At 65.9% G+C, this 18,899-nt stretch carries 9 protein-coding genes and 1 riboswitch; of the genes, 5 read left to right on the top strand and 4 right to left on the bottom strand.

The annotated features are described in order from the left end of the window. Positions 1 to 200 precede the first annotated feature (200 nt). Positions 201 to 1,556 (bottom strand): GntP family permease, encoded by a 1,356-nt coding sequence (locus N2652_05420; GenBank protein ID MCX7818633.1) that lies wholly within the window; start codon positions 1,554 to 1,556, stop codon positions 201 to 203. 105 nt (positions 1,557 to 1,661) lie between these two features. On the opposite strand from N2652_05420, the gene N2652_05415 reads away from it, so the two are divergent. Beyond that, complete coding sequence (locus tag N2652_05415) at positions 1,662 to 2,828, top strand: hypothetical protein (protein ID MCX7818632.1); 1,167 nt, start codon at positions 1,662 to 1,664, stop codon at positions 2,826 to 2,828. Positions 2,829 to 3,461: 633 nt separating this feature from the next. Here N2652_05415 and N2652_05410 read toward each other — a convergent pair. Next, positions 3,462 to 4,382: a DMT family transporter gene (locus N2652_05410; GenBank protein ID MCX7818631.1), complete on the bottom strand. Its 921-nt coding sequence runs from the start codon at positions 4,380 to 4,382 to the stop codon at positions 3,462 to 3,464. Between the two features lie 255 nt (positions 4,383 to 4,637). Beyond that, a riboswitch (TPP riboswitch) is annotated at positions 4,638 to 4,748 on the top strand. Between the two features lie 52 nt (positions 4,749 to 4,800). On the opposite strand from N2652_05410, the gene N2652_05405 reads away from it, so the two are divergent. After that, complete coding sequence (locus N2652_05405) at positions 4,801 to 5,610, top strand: sulfide-dependent adenosine diphosphate thiazole synthase (protein ID MCX7818630.1); 810 nt, start codon at positions 4,801 to 4,803, stop codon at positions 5,608 to 5,610. A 1,062-nt stretch (positions 5,611 to 6,672) separates the two neighbouring features. On the opposite strand, the gene N2652_05400 is transcribed toward N2652_05405, so the two are convergent. Next, positions 6,673 to 8,388 carry an iron ABC transporter permease gene (locus N2652_05400; GenBank protein MCX7818629.1) on the bottom strand — a complete coding sequence of 572 codons (1,716 nt, stop codon included), beginning with the start codon at positions 8,386 to 8,388 and terminating at the stop codon, positions 6,673 to 6,675. 88 nt (positions 8,389 to 8,476) lie between these two features. On the opposite strand from N2652_05400, the gene N2652_05395 reads away from it, so the two are divergent. After that, positions 8,477 to 10,069, top strand: coding sequence for a sulfatase-like hydrolase/transferase (locus N2652_05395; GenBank protein MCX7818628.1), 1,593 nt, complete (start codon positions 8,477 to 8,479; stop codon positions 10,067 to 10,069). Then, positions 10,066 to 10,569, top strand: a complete 504-nt coding sequence (locus tag N2652_05390) for a PaaI family thioesterase (protein MCX7818627.1) — start codon at positions 10,066 to 10,068, stop codon at positions 10,567 to 10,569. The genes N2652_05395 and N2652_05390 overlap by 4 nt, the downstream gene beginning before the upstream one ends. A gap of 28 nt (positions 10,570 to 10,597) precedes the next feature. Here the strand turns inward: N2652_05390 and N2652_05385 are convergent, their stop codons facing one another. Next, a complete protein-coding gene (locus tag N2652_05385) occupies positions 10,598 to 10,870 on the bottom strand; it encodes a KTSC domain-containing protein (GenBank protein MCX7818626.1) in 273 nt (90 codons plus the stop codon). A gap of 318 nt (positions 10,871 to 11,188) precedes the next feature. On the opposite strand from N2652_05385, the gene N2652_05380 reads away from it, so the two are divergent. Continuing rightward, positions 11,189 to 18,505, top strand: coding sequence for an autotransporter-associated beta strand repeat-containing protein (locus tag N2652_05380; GenBank protein MCX7818625.1), 7,317 nt, complete (start codon positions 11,189 to 11,191; stop codon positions 18,503 to 18,505). Positions 18,506 to 18,899: the final 394 nt, after the last annotated feature.

The raw sequence follows: 18,899 nt of genomic DNA, 5'->3' as shown, positions 1-18,899 counted from the left end.
GGGAGTAGCCCGTGGCCGCCGGCGAAAACGCTGCGGAGCCCTGAAAACTCAGATTGCCCGCGCTTCCGGCCGTGCCCGAGTTGGCGGAACCCGTGCCGCTGCCCTCGTCAAACTTGTACCACGCGATATGCCGTCAATCTTCTTTCGGGTTTTCTGTTCCGAGCAGACGCGGGTCTCGAGGACCGCGCGTTTCGCTCACATCACACGATCAGGCTGGCGAGGAGCACCATGGCCAGCCCCGCGACCGCGATGATCGTTTCCATCACGGTCCACGACTGCAGGGTCTGTCGTTCGGTGAGACCGCAGTACCGACCCACCAGCCAGAACCCGCTGTCGTTCACATGGGAGAGGATCGTCGCCCCGGCCGCGATGGCCAGCACCGTCAGTGCGCGATGCGGGGGGGACATCGCCGACTGCTCGACCATCGGTGCGAGGATACCCGCGGCGGTGATCATGGCGACGGTGGAGGAGCCCTGCGCGATGCGCACCGCGGCGGCCAGCAGCCAGCCCAGCACGATCGGCGGCAGCGCGAGCCGTCCGAACAGCCGGGCCAGCTCCGACCCAACGCCGCTGTCCACCAGCACCTGTTTCAGCATGCCGCCGGCGCCCGTGATGAGAATGATGACGCCCGCTGGCGCGAGCGAACGCACACAGAGCTCCATCATCTCCGCGCCGGTGCGCCCGCGGCGAACACCCAGCACATACACTGCCGTCAGCGTCGCCACCAGCAGCGCGACGAACGGGTGGCCGACGAAGCTCACCGTCGCCGGCAACCATCCCGGCGACCACACGCCGCGCTTCACGAGCAGCTGGCCCGCGGTGTTGGCAACAATCAGCACCAACGGCATCGCAAGGATTCCCGCGACCGTCGTCCACGGTGGTTCGCCGTCGCGCGCTCCCTCCAGTGCCGTGGGGTTGACCGCAGTGGGCGGCGGCGCGACGACCACCCGTTTCGCGATCCATCCCCCGAACAGCGGGCCGGCCACCAGCGCCGTGGGCAACCCCGTCACGATTCCCAGCGCAATGACCCAGCCGAGGTCGGCCTTCAAAATCTCCGCGACTGCCACGGGTCCAGGCGTGGGCGGCACGAAGCTGTGGGTCACCGCGAGGCCGGCGAGCAGCGGAATGGCGTACTGCAGAATCGAACGGCCGGTTGCGCCGGCGAGCGCGGTGAGCACCGGCACGAGGATGATGAAGCCGACGTCAAAGAACACCGGAATCGCGATGCAGAAGCCGGCGAGCATCAGCGCGAGCGGCGCGCGCGCCGTTCCCCACCGCCGCACCAGCGCCATCGCGAGCGCGTGGGCACCGCCGGACGATTCGAGCACCTGTCCGAGCATCGCGCCGAGTCCGACCACAGTGGCGACAAAACCGAGGGTGTTGCCCATACCGTTCTGCATGCTGGTCAGCAGCGCGGCGGGCGGCATGCCGGCAACGAAGCCCACTGCGACGCTGGCAATGATGAGCGCCAAAAAAGCTTGCACCCGCCAGCGCAGGATCAGCACCAGCAGCAACGCGACGCCGATCGCCGGCGCCAGCCATAACCGCCACACCATCGCGATCGCTCCCGGCGGCGCGATGTACCGGTTTCCGCTGGCCGTGTCGAGCGCGGTGCTCGCGGTTCGTGGACATCGCGGCGGCCGGGCGGTATCGTTCGGGCGATGAGCTGGCCGCTCTGTGCGCTCGCGCTGGCAGCCGGGGCGGGGGCGAGCACGTCCACAGCCCTGACCGCGGCCGCAACCGGGTCGGTCGCGTCCGCGTCCGTATCTGCTCCGGCACCGGTGTCCTCCGGGGACGTGGAGCGCAGCCGCACCGAGTTCGACCGCCGACTGCAGGAGCTGGACGCGCGAGCTTCGCAGATTGCGATGGTTTGGGGCGCGGCGTACCTCTCGATGCTTCGCGATTTGCGCTGGGTCCTCCAGTCCGCCGGTCGGCTGCGAGACATGGTGGCCGTCCACGATGAAATCTTGCGGTTCGAGCGAGAGCGGACCCTGCCGGCTCCCGAGGCGGCCCGCTCCCCCGGCGAGTGGGCGGCGCTGGTCGCGCAGGTCTCCGCCCAGATGAAAAACGAGCTCTACGCGGTGGAGGTCGAAATCGTGGAAACGGCCGCGCGGCACTTGCAGGTGATCGCCCAAGCGCGCGCAGGCGCGGAGTCGGAGGTGCTCTCCGCGTACGATACGGAACGGGACCGGGTCGTGTCCCATCCTCGCGTGCGCGCGGCGCTGGCGGCCAGCGCAACGCCGCCCCCGCCCCTTCCGGCTGATGCGAATCCTCTGCCCGCCACCGTCGGAACTGCTGACAAACGCCGGTTGCGACTGGCGGGACCGGCCGACGAGGACGCCGATCGCGCGATGGGCTACGCGCTGGACATCACCGTCACGGAAGACCGCAGCCGGATGCATCAGAGCCGAACTCAGGGCGCGCCAAAACTTGGGCAGTCCCATACCGTTGCCGGCCCGGTGCTCTACCGTTTTCAGGTGACGCTGACGACCCGCAACGCGGAGTTGCCCGCCGATTGCCGGCTGGTGGTGGAGTACTTCAAGCGGGGTTTGGTGGATGGGGTGCGAAGCTTCCACGCGAGTGAGGAAATCAAACTGCCCGCAATGCGACGGCAGGAAAGCCGCACCTTCGACCTCAAGGGCATCGAACTGGTGATGTCCGAAACGCGGACAGTGACACAGATCGGCAGTACCAGAAACTTTTCGGGCCATGACTTCCACGGTCTGATTGCGAGCATCGTGGACCCCTCGGGGCGGGTCATCTTCCAGCGGTATTCCCCACAATCGCTGGGCCGGGAGACCGTGCCGGTGCCGGGCCGGCGACCCTAAGGCTCGAACGGCTTCGCTCTCGACGCTGACGCAATCGCTCCGGCCGGGACGATCGGAACCTCTTCGCAAAGCTCAGCCCGGCGTGGTGACGGACTCGTGAGGAAGCCGCCGCCGGCGATGCGCAGCATTTCGGCGACGCAATGACTCAAAGGGCGCCGCGCGCCAGTGACGGCGTTGGTCCGACGGGTCACAAACTCCGGCAACATCCTTTGCGCCGGCGCGGTGCCGGGAGGTCGGCCGCCTTGTCTCCGGACAACCGCCGCGCAAGCCAGAATCACTCGGCCGGCCGCGGACCGGCGGTGCGGTCGACAGAGGATTTCGCGAGGTCCAGCCGACCTCTCTCGGGTAAACCCGTGGCGCTTGAGAAACGGCGGGTTGCCCGGGGGGCGCGGAGAACCGGCCGCCGGGGCGGCGGCTTCGGAATTGGCGGGGGCGTGGGCGGTCGCTTGCGGCGAGCGGTACACACCATGCCACTTGCGGCCTCGGTGCGGATCTGGGAGCCAGCGCCCGACACCTCCACCAGCGCGTCTGCCGCCGACGCCACGCCGAGGGCGCCAGTGGCACTCCAGAATGTCAGTTGCTTTCTGATTTGAATCGCCTCTTGGCGACAGCCTGCCCCTGCCCGTCGCGGGGTCAAGAGGACGAACCATGATTTGGGGTGTTGCGGAGGGATCTGGCTGGGATCGGTGTCGTTGCTACCGCAGCGGACCTGATCGCCACCACGGCGCCGGCCACCAGCAACACGGCGGCCGGATAGAACCGCGGCCGCGGCAATTCGCCGGTCAGCGCCCACGCGAGCAGACCGGCGAAAATGAACTGGGTAAGATTTGCGAGTGTGACCGTTTGGGAGCGAAGGAAGCGCACGGCGTAGAGCAGCGCGCTGTGTCCGATCACGGTCGGTCCGAGACCGAGTGCGAGCGCGATCAACATTTCTCGGCGGAGGTCCAGGTCGGGCGGAGAGCTGCGGAGCATCGCGACGGGAAGGCACGTGAGCGTGGCGATCGCATAGAGAGGTACGACGTAGGACCAGAGCCCCGCCCCTTGCCGTCGCGCGCGGCCAAGCACCAGGTAGGCCGCGAAGAACACCATGGAGCCCAGACATGTGAGGTCGCCGAAAAACGTCCGGCGGTCCATGTGAAAATCGCCCGCGACGAGCACCGCGACGCCGATCAAGCCGAGCGCAGTGCCGGCGATCTCGCCGTGTCGGATGCGCTCGCGGAGAATCGCGTGGGCGAAAAAGGGCACGATCGCCGGCGCGAGGTTCACCAGCAAGGTAGCGTTGGCGACCGACGTCATTCGTACGCCGGCCAAAAAGGTCATGAAGTGCACGCCGAGCAACACGCCAGGCCACAGCGCCGCGCGCAGCTCGGTGCGCAGCGTTGATCCCTCACATCCTCGTCGTTCGCGCCACCACAGCGGCAACAGCGCCGCGGCCGCGATGGCGACCCGGGCGGCGGCCAGATGGACGGGGTCCATGCGGCCGGCCTGAATCAGATTGGCGGCGGTCGCGCAGACGAGAATTCCGAGCCACATGGCGATGTAGGGCCGTTGCATGGGGCGTTGAGCCTAGCGGGCTGTGGGTGGCCCGCCAACTCGCGTTTGGGCTGCCGCGCACAGCACACGGTTGTGAGGGCGCGCGAGGCCGAAAGGGACCACGCCAGTGGCAAACCCCATGAACCGGGCCCCTAACATGCCGCGGGCGGCCGCACGACCACCAGACGAGGCGAGAGGCGATCCGCGCACCGCTGGCGGCCGCTCAAAAAAATCGGGACGCGGATTTGAAAAACGCCTCGATCGCGCCTAGGTTGTCACAGACAGCAGGGGAGGCCGTGTGACGGCCTGAGAGTTCCGCTGAGAGCGGGAGACCCTTTGAACCTGATCCGGGTAATGCCGGCGTAGGGAGAATGGAAAGGTGACCCCATGCCCGCCGGCATGGGGTTTTTGTTTGGCGCACAGCGAGAAAGGAATGAACATGAAATTCGCACCCGTGGACGAAGCCTCCATCACGCGCGCGATCGCGCGCGAGTTTCACCGATTGCTCGACGAGTATCTGGTTTGCGACGCCATCGTGTTGGGTGGCGGGCCCAGCGGTCTCGTGGCCGCGCGGGACCTGGCGAAAGGGGGGTTCAAAACGCTCGTCGTCGAGAACAACAACTACCTGGGCGGAGGCTTTTGGATCGGCGGTTACCTGATGAATCCGGTAACCTTCCGAGCTCCTGCACAGCAACTGCTCGAGGAGCTGGGCATCCCTTATCAGTGGGCGGAACCGGGCCTGGCGGTGTCGGACGGACCCACTGCATGCTCCACGCTGATCTCGGCCGCGGCCCGCGCAGGTGTCCGGTTTCTCAACATGACGCGATTCGAAGACCTGGTCGTCCGGAATGGGCGGGCGGAGGGAGTGGTGGTCAACTGGTCCCCCGTTGCGGCCCTGCCGCGGCAAATCACCTGTGTCGACCCTGTCGCGTTGGAGGCCCGGGTGGTTGTGGATGCAACCGGCCATGATGCGGTTGTCGCGCGCAGCCTCGAGCGGCGAGGGCTGCTGAAGATGGCCAGTGAATGCGGTCCCATGGATGTGGCCGCATCTGAAGGGGTGCTGGTGGAGAAGACGGGCGAGATATTCCCGGGACTGATCGTCGCGGGTATGGCCGTTTGCACCGTGTTTGGAATCCCCCGCATGGGGCCGACATTCGGGGGCATGCTATTCTCGGGCCGCCGAGCCGCCGAGGTGGCACGGGCGCTGCTCGAGCGCCACTCGCTTCATCCGTCCCCGCGCCCGTCGTGATCTGAGCAGCGCGACGGGTAGGTGGGCCCTTCGAGTGCCGAGAGGGACCCGCACGCTTGGCACACTCGCGCCTGTTCTCGGCGGCGAAAGGCGCCGATCTGGCGCAACGATACGGCGGACGTCCGGCCGTCTCGAGCCCGCAGCGGCCCTGCGCGGGGAAGGGCGGCGTGGAGACGGGAGCCCGCGTCGGGTAGACGCCAAGTCGGGCGATGGTCCGGGTGGGCTTTCGGCGGGCCGATTGGAACGCGATTTGGGCCCTGATCTGGTCGGCGACCTGGCGCCGGTGGTCCTTGGTAGGCGTCAGAGATGACGGCGACTGCGGTGACGGCTCCAATCATTGCGATCTGGGAGGCGGGCCACATTCGGCGTTGATGGGCACAAGCATCCGGCGGCGGTCGCGGAGCTGCCCATCTTGTCTTCACGTCCGCACAGCTTGTCGCGTGACGCGCAGCCATTCAGTCCGGCTGCCCATCGCGCTTCCGCCGCTGCTTGCGGCGGTAGCTTTCTGGGGACGGCCGACAGGGCGCACGGCGGCGGTGGTCCTCGCCGGCCCGCCAGGGTACGACGATCGGATGACCGGCAGGCGCATCACCGGAATTCCGCGCTCACGGATTTCTGCATCGCACTGCAGACGAAGCTGAGGTCTGCGTCGTACTGCCTGCACGGCGGGCCCTGTCTGGCCGGTACGGTCGTGGCGTTTGCGGCCGCCTGATCCTTCCGCAACAAACGATCGCTCGCAAAACGTGTCATCCAGGAGCCGCACGCTTGCGGAGCGGGCGCTCGTCAGTGGCGCGAGCGCGCCGGCCAGTCCATCTGTTCCGTTTTTACCGGCGCGTTTCCTTGCGCGGTCAAGACCGCCCTCCCGGGGGGCGGACTGTGAATATTGCGGCCACAATAGGCATCCGCAGGGGACGGAGACGAACACGCGCTGACACTCGGGGAGCGCCGCTCTCTGGGCGTGTCGTGATGAGCGGTGTCCGCGTCAGGTCCGACACTTTCGGAGGCCCTCTCTCGGAACCGGCTTCCCCGCAAGGAGCGGCGTATTTGCGGGCACGAGCGACTTCAAACCCGGAACAGCGCGCCAAATCGGCGACCGATGATTCGACTGGCGCCAAACAGCGTCAACCCGAGAAACAGCATCGCCCACACGCCCAGCGCGGCCGCCAGATGCGGTCCGACCCCGATGAACGAAAAGAGCTCATACATCGCCTTGGTGATGGGATAGAAGTCCATCCGCTGGGCCAGCAGCAGACTGTCGGAAACTTCCAGGACGCTGAACGCGAAGGTCAGCAGCGCACCGGCCAGCAGATGGCTGCCAATCAGCGGCATCGAAATGCGGCGCAGGATGTACAGCGGCCGGGCGCCCAGCGTCGCTGCCGCTTCATCCAGCTCCTGCGGGGTTTGCTGCAGGCCGGCCACCGCGGCGCGCGCCATGAAGGGCAGCCGACGAATCGCGTAGGCGAGGGTGAGGAACAGTGCCGGCTGGGTGCGGATGTCGAAGAGATGCGCCGCCCAGCTGGATTCGCGCACCCAGGCCGCATGGCTCAGCCGCGCACTGAGCGCGAGAAAACCAAACGCCATCACCAGCCCCGGCACCGCCAACGGGAGTGTCGCCAGCAGGTCCAGCACGCCACGCCACCGGAGATCGGACCGCGTCACGACCCTCGCGATTGCCAGCGCGAGCACCAGGTCGAGCGCGACTGCCCCGCCGGCGTAGAGCAGGCTGTTGCGGATGCTGACCAGCGTCAGCTCGTGCGACCATGCTTCGCGCAAATGCGAAAGCGTCCATGCCGCCGGGCGCACGCTGCGATACCACGCGCCAGGCTGCGAGAGGCTTGTCAGCACGACCCCGAGGTGGGGAAGCGCGGCGACCAGCGACACCAGTCCGAACAGACCGAGGGCGACCGCCATGCGCGCGCCCGTCCAGCGCGGAAGCGCGCTCGAACTCACGCCCTTTGAGGGCATCCCCCGCAGGTACCGTCGTACGAACCAGCGCGCGATCGTGTAGAGTGCAATGCAGAGGGCGAGCATCACCAGCACCAGTGCGTAGGGCTCCGGGTTGTCGCCGATGTCCTTCAGCGAGTCATAGACCTGCACGGGAGCGCAGCGGGAAAGCCCCAGCATCAGCGGGGTGCCCAGCTCCGTGAAGCTCCAGATGAACACGATCGCGGCGCCCGCGAACAGTCCCGGGAACATCAGGGGCAGCGTTACCCGGATGAACCGGCGTACACCGTGTGCGCCCAGCGTCGCGGCGGCCTCCTCCAGTGCCGGATCCACATTGGCAAGCGCCGCCGACGCGTTGAGGAACAGAATCGGATAGAGCGAGAGCGTCTGCAGCGCGATCACGCCGGCCAGCCGGTACCGTTCAAGCCAGTCCACCTGCGTGCCGAGCAGCGCGTTGAGCGCGCCGTAGCGCCCCAGCATGTGCTCCAGCCCGATCGCACCGACAAACGGCGGCATCAGCATCGGCAGCAGCACGAGCGCGCTGACGGTCTCCCGTCCGCGAAACTCTCGCCGTGAAGCGATCCATGCCAGCGGCAGGCCGATGATCACCGTACCGATCGTCGTCCCCGCCGCGATCAGCAGGCTGGTGCGCAGTCCTTCCGCATAAACCGGGTTTGAGAGAACGCGCAGCACGAGCCGCGGTGAGAACCGGCCGCCATCGAGCACTCCACCGCGTACCACCATCGCCAGCGGCAGCAGGAAAAGCGCCGCCAGCAGCACCATCGCTGCGAGGCCGACCGCCGCTGCTCGCCGCCGCTGCATTGATGCGCTCACCGCCGGTTCTCACCCGGATCGTAGCGGCGCCGCCGGCATCTCGTACAGCCCGATTGCCACACTCCGGCCTCCTGTCTAGGATCGCACCGTGTCGTTGTTTCGCCAGCTGCTCGTGATGGTGGCGTTCGCCGGCGCTCTAACCGCGCCAGCCCGTCCGCCGGATCTGATCTTCATCATTCTTGATGACATGACCCGGGACAAGATGTGTTGGACCGCCGAGGGCCGCGGTCGCTACCTTTCCCCGAACCTCGACCGGCTGGCGAGCGAAGGTGTGGTGATGGCGAACCAGCACGTCAGCTCACCGGTGTGCACACCGAGTCGCTACGCGTGCCTTACCGGCCGCTATGCGAGCCGCAGCCGTGCGCCCCAGTTCCGGCGCCTCGCGGAGCGGGCCGGCCAGACGATTGTGCTGTGGAACACGCACATCGTGCCGGGCGACGTGACGTTGCCGAAGCTGCTTCGGGATGCCGGCTACCGAACCGGCTTCGCCGGCAAGAACCACGTGATCGCCGCGCCGCCGCGTCCGCCTATTCCCGCCGATGCCGACCCTCGCGCTCCACAGATCGCGGACGCGCTGCGCCAACATGACGAGCAGCTCCGAGCGGCGATCCGGGCCGCCGGCTTTGACTTTGCCGGCGGCGTGTATCCCGGCAACCCGGACGATTTGATGCCGCGCGCGCTGCGCGTGCACAACATGGACTGGGTGACGGCCGCGGCGCTGGAGTTTCTGGACACCGCGCCGGCAGACCGGCCGGTGTTCCTCTACTTTGCGCCGACGCTGTGCCATTCCCCGTACGAGCCCCACCGCTCATGGCGTGCGGACCCTCACGCGACGCCCGCTGGCTGGCTCCCAACCCCACCGGCGGTGCTCCCCACCCGCGAGACACTCCCGCGCCGGCTGGCCGCCGCCGGCCGTCAGCGGCCCCACGGCGAAATGGTCTTGTGGCTCGACGACGCCATTGGTGCGATCCTCTCCCGGCTCGAACAGCTCCGCCGGCTCGATCACTCGATCATATTCGTGTTCAATGACAACGGACAAGAGGGAAAAGGCTCGATCTATCAGACTGGTACCCTCAGCCCCTCCTTGGTCTGGCGGCACGGCGGGTTCCCCTGTGGCGGGGTGTGTTCGGCAATGGTTTCAAACATCGACTTCGCGCCGACGCTGCTGGATTTTGCGGGCGCACGAGTTCCGAGCGGCGCGTTCGACGGCGTGAGCTTCCGCGCCGCGCTGGAGTCTCCGGGAAGATGGCTCCGCGATGCGTTGTATTTTGAGCTCGGCTTCACGCGCGGCGTTCGCATGGGCAACTGGAAGTACATCGCCCTCCGTTACCCGCCAGCGCCGGAGGAACTGGTGGACATGCGGAAGGCCGCCGAGTACGCTCCCATCCATCCAATCATCCAGAAGAAAGCGCCGCCACCACTCCCGCCCTATGGCCACATCGCGGGTAACAACAACGAGTTCAAAACGCTGAAACGCCAGCCGGCCTACTTCGAGCGGGATCAGCTCTATGATCTCTCCTGCGACCCGGAGGAACAAACCAACCTTGCTGCGCGCGCGGAGTTCGCGAAGCGCGTGGCGTTGATGAAAGAACGTCTTTCGGCTTTTCTCCGCGAGCTCCCCGACGGATTTGCCGAGCTGTCGCCGCCGTCCGCACCAGGCAGCGCCGGGGGGACTCCGTGAGTGGGAACTCGTTACCCCTGCAGGTTTGGCTGCCACGAACCCGTGGCTGCTATGTCTGTGGCATTGAAAACTCCGCCGGATTTCGCCTCCGACTGCGGCGGGAGGGCGACGTAGTCGTCGCCGAGTACGACGCGCCGGCGGTGGCCAACGGCTACCGCGGCATGGTGCATGGGGGCATCGCGATGACGCTGCTGGACGAGGCGATGACCTGGGCAGCGATTCTCGCAACCCGCTCGGTCTGCGTCGCGGCGGAAATGAGCACCCGTTTCCGCCATCCCATGCCCGTCGACGCCCGCTACCGCATCGAGGGGCGCGTGCTCCAGGCCGATCGCCGGCTGGTTCTCACCCAGGGCCACGTGCTCGATGCCGGCGGGCGCCAGCTGGTGACTGCCAGCGGGAAATACGTGCCCCGGCGTGACGCCGCGGGGACCGAGAAGGAAATCGAGTTTGCCGACCCGGTGCCGCCAGAGCTCGGCCTCGGGCCGGCGAGGCACCGCTGAGCGAGGCGGGCCTGCGTAAGTGTGCCCGTCACTCCGTCCGGAACTCGTAGCGGCCCTTGATGTAAAGGAGGAAAAACGCACCCTTCGATTTCGCCGCCTGGAAATCGCGATAGACTTTCTCCGGCACGCGAAGGTACCGGTATGCGCGGCCGTCCTTCGCCATCACGATTGTCAACGTTTGAGTTTTTGCGTCGTAGGAAAACGAGCGGATCAACGATCCGGCTTCCGGAACGGGCTCGCTCGCATGCGCGCCCGCGGTAGCGCCAAGCCAGAGCCACAACAACATCCGACGCGTCCACATGTCACGCTCACCATACCCTGGGCCGCGGGGGCCGACAACCCCCACGAGCGCCACCCTCCACCGCTCGCCGGCCCGATTGCGGCTGGCGCCATGCCGGCCACATCACTCTCGGTCGCACATCGCACTCGCCGAGAACGATGCCATGGTGTCCCGGCTGAGGGAGGCCCGCAACAATATGGGACTAGGCGGGGTCGCATGGAAGCCCGCACCTCGGCGACCAAGTTTCACTTCGGTAAAAAAATTTACGCCGTGTTGACAGATCAGAGACTCTCGTCGTAGAGTACGGCAGTTGGGAATTTTGTTGCCAGGAGCATGTCCATGAAAATACAAGTGGGGCGGGTTATGATGATGGTGGTGGGGTGTCTTGCGCTCGCGAGCCCGGTGCGCGCGCAGTACTCCAACGGCACGTGGAATGCGGACCTAACAGACTTCTGGGGGACCGCGACCCGCTGGACCGGCGTAGTGCCCAGCGGTCAGGGCAGCACCGCGAACGTCGGAACCGTCGACATCACTGCCCACCGCTCCATCACACTGGAGGTGTCACGGACGATCGGCCATTTGATTTTTGCGGACGCGACGACCGCGAGCCACGATTGGTTTTTGGCACCCGCCAGCGCTTCGACAGTCCTGACGTTGGAGCATTTTACCAGCGGCACCATCATTCGGCCGACGATCAACGTCACCAACCGGTCGGTCTTCATCACCACACCCTTGGCCGGTACGAACGGCTTTGTGAAGCTCGGCGGTGGCATTCTGGTGCTGTCGAATGAGACCTCGACGGCAAGCACCCTGACCGGACAGGTGCAGGTCGTCGGTGGCATTCTGCAGGTTGCGAATGAGGCTTCGCTGGGCACCCCGATCGGTGCTTACTGGTCGGCGGCCATTCTCATTAGCAACAATGCGACGCTGATGAACGCGCGTTCGCCGCTGCTGATTTCCGCGAACCGCGGCATCACGCTCGGCGCCGGTGGCGGCACCCTTCGCACCGGGTGGGGCATGAACTGGACGAACCTCAGCGTGATCACCGGTAGCGGGGCGCTCTCAATCGGGTCGGACCCGAACCCGGGCGCTGTGGTGCTGGCGGCCGCGAACACATACACCGGTGATACGATCATTCAGCACGCTTCGGGTAACAACACCGCGATTCTTCGGCTTGGCGCAAATGAAGTGATTCCGGACGGTGCGGGTCGGGGAAACCTCACGGTGCACGGTTCGCTCAACCTGGCGGGCTTCAACGAAACGGTGAACGGCCTGTGGGGCGCCGGGTGGATCACCAACAGCGAGGCGACAGCCTCGACGCTCACCGTGGGCGGAAACAACCAGAGCAGCATGTTTGCCGGTGGAATCCGCGGCCCGATCAGCGTGGTGAAAACGGGTGCGGGTGACGTACGGCTGGTCGGCACGAACCTGTTCACCGGCAGCGTGACGGTGAACGCGGGTGTGCTGGGGCTTCTGGGCACGATCGGCACTGCGTCGGTCGCGTCAGCGGGGACGCTCGCGATCGGTCCGCAGAACCGGGCCACCAACCTCGCAGCGCAGACGACGACGGTTGACGGGGCGTTGCAGTTCAAACTTCGGGACCCCTCCCAGGTGGGCAATGGTGTCAACGACTTCTTTGAGACGTTGTTCGGTAATGCGCTGACGTTTAACAGCGGCAGCCGTTTGGATCTGGTGCCGATGGCTGGCTTCCAGACCGGCACGTACACGGTGGCGACTTCCGGCGGCGCGCTGAGCGGCGTTGCGAACCTCACGCCGGTGACCGCGTCGCGCTACACCTTCTCGATCGCGCAGAACGGCTTCAACGTTGAGGTCACGGCATCCGGCAGTGCATCGAACCTTGTCTGGCGGGGGATCAATCCCGGCGTGGGCACCGGCGTGGCTTCGGCGGACTGGGACCTGACCAATGTCGTCAACTTCGCACAGAACCAGAAGTTCTTCACCGGCGATACCGTGCTGTTCGATGACAGCGCGGTGAAGACGATCGTGAACCTGATCGGCGACCTGATGCCGGCCGCGGTGGTGGTCAACTCGACGAGCAACTACACCTTTACCGGCAGCGGCCGTCTCACCGGCGCGACGGGCCTGACGAAGGACGGCAGCGGCACGCTGTTCTTGAACACGACGAACGACTACATGGGGGCGACCATCGTCCAGGGAGGTGTACTGCGGCCCGGCAATACGGGCGCGGTGGGCCACCTCAGTGTGCCGATCGTCGTCACGAACGGGGGCACGTTTGACGTGGGTGGCCTCGCGTTCTCGAACCGGGTGCTCTACATCAGCGGTGCCGGCGTTGGCGGCACTGGCGCGGTGGTGAACACCGGCGGTGGCCAGAACGATGCGACGCGCACCGTGGTAATGATGGGGGATACAACGGTTGGTGGCACCGGCCGGTGGGATATTCGATCTCGGGCGACGGGGGCGCCCGCGACGCTCAGCACGCTCGGTCAGCCATGGACGCTGACCAAAGTGGGGCCGAACATGATCGCGTTGATCAGTGTGACGGTGGACACGGCGCTGGGTGAGATTCAGCTCAAAGAAGGCGATCTCCGGCTTGAGTCGGGGACCTCGGCGTCGCTCGGCAACCAGAATCTGCCGATAACGATCTGGTCCAATGCACGGTTGAGCGTTTACAACCTCAGCACCGCCCTGTGGAAGCAGATCGTGATGCGCGACGGCGCGATCTTCGAGCAGGCTGGCCCGTCGGGCGGTGTCGCGTTCACCAATCGCGGCAGCATCGTTCTGAGCAACGGTTTGGCGAGGTTCACAAGTTCGGCCGGGACCTTGGAAACCCACATTTACGGTCCAATGACCGGCGCCGGCGGGTTTGTGAAGGACAGCGTCAACATCATGCGGCTCTTTGCGACCAACACCTACCAGGGGCCGACGATCGTCTCCGGTGGTGTACTGGTGGTGGCGGCGAATGCGAGCATTCGCGACAGTTCCGAAATCCATTTGCTGCCCGGCACGCGGCTGCTTTTGGACAACACCGTTGTCAACGCGTCGAACCGTCTTGGCGATGCGACGGTGGTCCGGATGATGGGCGGAACGTTTGAGCAGCGCTATCGCACTAACGAAATCGTTGTGGAAAGCGTGGGGACGTTGTCGCTGGAGGGTGGCGTCAATGCGTTGATTTTGCACAACCAGGCGTCGGGTAGCGGCGGGGGTGTTTCGGTCACTTTTGCGAACCTTCAGAGGTCGTCCGGTATACTGAGCGTCACGAATCTGGGCATTGGCGCTCTGGGCGGCGGCGTCAGTAACTCCGCGAATCCTCTGCTTTGGTTTGGGAACGTCGCTGACGGCGTGCTGTTGCCGTACGTCGTTCAGCACCTGACGAATTTCACCCGGTACTCCACAGCGAGCGGTGTGGTGCCCCTGGCGTTCGGGACGCTCACGGAGTTTGATGGCTCGGCGAGCCAGACGGGCCTCGACACGCGCTTCTCGACCACACGCACCGGCGTTTCGGATGCGCTCACCGCGGATCGTTCCGTGGCGTCGCTCACCATTGCGCCGACGAACAGTGGTCTCGCCGCGATCGACCTGGCGGGGAATAATTTGACGATCAGCGGCGGCGGTGTTCTGCTCACTCTGCCGGTTATTTTCTCGATCAACAACAGCGGCGGCAGCGGTTCGATCACCGGGACCGATCCGATCTTCATTGTATCCAGCGCGAACGCGACGATGTGGGTGAACGCGGTGGTGAGTGCCGGCACGCTTTCGAAGGAAGGGGTCGGAACGATGGTGTTGACCGGCCCGAACACGTACAGCGGCGGCACCATCATTGGCGCGGGTGTGCTGCAGGTGGGCAGCAACAGTACCTCGGGCACGTTGGGCACGGGCGCCGTGATCAACAACGGCACGCTGCGCTTCTTCCGTTCCGACGACATTGCCTTTGCGGAGAATATTTCCGGCAACGGCCGGCTGCAGAAATATGGCGCCGGCACGCTGACGCTGTCCGGTCAGAACAGCTACACGAACGCGACGGAAGTGTTTGCGGGAACGCTCTCGGTCAGCGCGATCACCGATGACAATACCGGCCAGCTCGGCCCGTCGGTGCCCACCGATCCGGGCAAAAACTTTCTGGAGCTATACGGCGGCACGCGGCTGCGGGTCACCGGTACGGGCACCTCGCGCACGGAGCGAACGGTGTGGCTCGACAACACGGGCATCGCGACGATCGAGGTCGCGCAGGCGACGGGCGTCGTCATTTTTGAGGGGCGGCTGCGCGGCGCGGCGGCGCAGAACAACTGGCTGACCGGACCCGGCACGGTGGTGTTCGCGGGAACGGGTGACAACGACTCGTTCAACATCACCATCAGCGGCGGCACCGCGGTGCTGGCGAAGGCGGTCAGCGGCAGCACGATCCGGGCGCTGTCGCAGAACAACACGAACCTGAACGCGGTGATTCTGCTCGACGGTACGGGCGATGATCAGCTGGTCAGCACGGCGAACCTGCACATGAGTGGCGGTGTGTTCGATCTGAACGGTCGCGCGGAGGGGTGGAACAACCTGACCGGTACCGGCTGGATCACCAACCGCAGCACGGCGCCGGCGGAGTTCACGCTGGGCCAGAACGGCGGTACGGCGACCAACTTCGTAAACATTGTGGATGGGCCGGGGACAGTGGCGTTCCGCAAAGCGGGAAGCGGCGCCGTCACGCTCGCCGGCACGAACGCGTTCAGTGGCGGGACGATCGTGACCGGGGGCACGCTGGTGGTGGGCTCGCCCTGGGCGCTGGGTGGGACGAATCCGCTCCAGACGTGGGCAACGGTGGACCTGAACGGCTTCACGCAAGCGGTTTCTTCGATCGCTGGCTCGCGTGCCGCGCGGGTCCTCAACGCGGGCGTTGCGCCGTCGCTGCTGGTCGTTGGGGGTGGGAATGCGAACAGCCTGAACTGGGCCGGGAATCTCATCGGCTCGAGTGGGCTCCTCTCGCTGCAGAAAATCGGCACCGGCGTTGCTTCGCTTCCCGCCGTAGGGACGAATCAGCTCTATTCGGTGGAAGTGTTGGGCGGTCGTCTGGCGCTGGACTCTGCGCCCACTGCGCTGATTTCGGTGGCGGCCGGTGCCGAAATTGCGCTGGTTGGGCGCTATCACAGTGTGACGGCGGCTCCCGGCACGAAGGTGTTCCTTGGCGCGGCGCCAACCAATGCCGGCGTGGTGACACTGGCGGGTGGGGATGTGATTTTGACCGGCGCTGGGCTCTTTGAGGGGCGGACAAACGTCCACAGTGTGTCGTTGTTGTCGAGCGCCGCGAACCCGAAGCAGGCGGTGCGGCTGGGACCGAGCTACGGCCAGACGACGATCACCGGCAGCGGAGGTTTCCCAGACACCTCGACCTACATGTACACGGGCTTTCTCTACATTCCCGGCCCGACGAACGTCACCTGGACATTTGCGGAGAACTTCGACGACAGCGTGCGGCTCGTCATCGACGGGATCATCCGAATCACCAATGGTATCGCTCACAACGTTGCCACCTGGGCGACGGTGGAGCTGACCCCCGGATACCACTCCTTCGAAGTCGCATTCGGCCAGGGTTCCGGCGGTGTCGGCCCGTCGGCGAATTGGCCGTTTGGGTTCGGCTACGATCCGCAGGGCCGAGGGGAGTCGAACGAGTTCAACTATTCGATGATGGTGGATCCGGGCGATGGTTCGATGTTCATCGTCTCGACCAGTTCGTATGCGATCGCAAGCCCCTTCAATGTGCAGGCCGGCTCCGTCATCCAACTGAAGGGGCCACCGGACGTGACGCTGAGTGGCCCGTTCACGAACGCCGGTGTCTATCTGACCCTGTCCGGAACGAACGGTCAGACGCTGACGATGAGCGGCCCGCACCTGATTCAGGGACCCACGGTGTACCACATTGCCGGCGTCGGATTTACGAGCGTGGTCAGCAGCACGCTGACGATGACGAGCCCGGTGCCGCTGGTGAAGACGGGGCCGGGCGCGCTGGTGCTTCCGAACCCGGGGCTGACGGCCACGTTTGTGATGATCAGCAACGGCCTGCTGCAAATCGGCACGGGCGGGGCGCCGTCTAGCCCGATGGTCTCGGGGCCGGTGACGAACATGGGCCTGCTCGCGTTCAACCATTCGAACGCGCAGACGGTGGACCAGCCAATCTATGGCAGCGGCGGGCTGATCAAGGCGGGCACCGGCTTCCTCAACCTGATCAACACGAACGCGTTCACGGGTGGGATTCTCGTCTCCGGCGGCACGCTTCGGTTGGGCCACAGCAACATTGTGGAAGGTGTGCGAGTCCCGACGACGCAACCGATTACGAACCTCGGCGCGATCGTGGAGTTTGCGATGCCGGGCTTTCTGATCTCCTCGAACGTGTTTGTCGGCACCGGCACGATCCGCCAGCAGGGTTCGGACGGCCTGCTGCAGCTCACGCAGGACAGCCCCGACTTCTTCGGGAACTGGGAGGTGCGAACCGGGGCGCTGTGGATTACGAAGAGTTACGCGCTCGGTGCGCACGGCACCGGCACGGTGTTCGTGAACTACCAGAGTGGCGGCTTGGGCAGCCGGGCGCTGTGGATGTCGGGTAACATTGGTGTCACGGGGAAGGTGATCCAGACCAGCGGGACGGGCTTCAGCAACACGCTCGGCGTGATCCGCAGTGTGGCGGGCACGAACGCGTGGGTCAGCACCATCAACATGACGGCGGGTGCGGGCAGCTCCCGCTTCGCAGCGGATGCGGGCGCTGGCTTGATCTTGCACGGCGTGATTTTCCCGAGCGCGACCGGCCGCATTCTGCAGCTTGACGGCGCGGGAATGGGCATCCTGCGCGGGGTGATCTCGAATGGCATCATGACCGATCTGCCGATTCTGAAAGAGGGGCCGGGCATCTGGACCATTGCGGCCCAGAACCAGGCCGGCGGTTGGACATTCGTCAGCAACGGCGTGCTGCGCATCGGAGAGGGCGGGACGGTCGGCAATCTTGGTTCCGGCGTGGTCACGAACCGCACGCAGTTGTGGTTTGACCGCAGCGACGTCCATGTTGTGACCAACGAGATTCGAGGGGCGGGCACGCTGGCGCAGATCGGTTCGGGTACGACGGTGTTGACGTTCAACAACCCGTACACGGGTCCGACGATTGTCTCGAACGGTGCGTTGCGGATCCAAGGTGCGCACACCGGCGGAGGTTTGATCACGGTGGTGGGCGGGCGCCTCGAGGGCAACGGGTCAGTCGCCGGCGCGATCAACGTGCTCTCGGGCGGCACGCTGGCGCCCGGCTCGAGTGCCGGCATCTTCACCGCGAACGCGAACGTGACGCTGCAGAGCGGCGCGTTCTTCGAGGTGGAGCTGAACGGGACCACGCCGGGGACGCTGTACGACCAGTTGCTGATGGGGACCGGCACAACGCTGACGCTGTCGAATCCGACGCTGTCGGTGATCCTGGGCTTCACGCCGAGCCTGGGCGACACGTTCCAGATTGTGAGCGGGTTCTCGACGCTGTCCGGCACCTTCAGCGGGCTGCCGAGCTCGGGCAGCACGTTCAATGTCGGTTCGACGCAGTTCCAGATTGACTACAACGCGAGCGACATCACGCTCACCGTCATTCCGGAGCCGTCTACGCTGGGGCTGGTGGGCATGATCGCCGCGGGGATTCTGCTGCGCCGTCGGCTTCGCTGATTCGAGTCGCGGGTCCAACACTCCGTGGGCTGCCCGGGGCCCTCGCGAGGAGGCCGCGATGGAGGAGGGCTGGCGGTCGGACCTGAGCGGGCGCAGATGTTTTGAATGCGCCGGCTGGGCCTTGAGACGCGAACGCCCAGCGGGGGGAAGAGCGGTGCTTGCTCAGACTCTTCCGCTGTCGAGGCGACGGGCGTCAGGGCGGAACGGCTCGGGCAACTGGTCGCAGATCCACTGCGGCCCGCAGACGTAGTGCCACTGGTGAGTCCGCCCGTTCACCGCCCCCTCTCCGGGCCGGGCGGTGTCGGGACCGCGGTGGGGCTCCTCGTGGGTGCCGTGCGGCATGGTGAGCCGCGGACTTTTTGAGGGGATGGTGAGTTCTTGGCTCGACGGCGCG

This window comes from Kiritimatiellia bacterium (assembly GCA_026417735.1).
In the GTDB taxonomy this organism is placed as follows: Bacteria; Verrucomicrobiota; Kiritimatiellia; order PWTM01; family PWTM01; genus CAACVY01.
The sequence above is the reverse complement of the archived record's forward strand: the minus strand, read 5'-3'. Positions and strand labels throughout refer to the sequence as shown.

Coding starts and splice junctions, on each gene's coding strand:
- N2652_05420 (MCX7818633.1), bottom strand. CDS start 1,556: ATGGTGTGGCGGTTATGGCTGGCGCCGGCGATCGGCGTCGCGTTGCTG.
- N2652_05415 (MCX7818632.1), top strand. CDS start 1,662: ATGAGCTGGCCGCTCTGTGCGCTCGCGCTGGCAGCCGGGGCGGGGGCG.
- N2652_05410 (MCX7818631.1), bottom strand. CDS start 4,382: ATGCAACGGCCCTACATCGCCATGTGGCTCGGAATTCTCGTCTGCGCG.
- N2652_05405 (MCX7818630.1), top strand. CDS start 4,801: ATGAAATTCGCACCCGTGGACGAAGCCTCCATCACGCGCGCGATCGCG.
- N2652_05385 (MCX7818626.1), bottom strand. CDS start 10,870: ATGTGGACGCGTCGGATGTTGTTGTGGCTCTGGCTTGGCGCTACCGCG.
- N2652_05380 (MCX7818625.1), top strand. CDS start 11,189: ATGAAAATACAAGTGGGGCGGGTTATGATGATGGTGGTGGGGTGTCTT.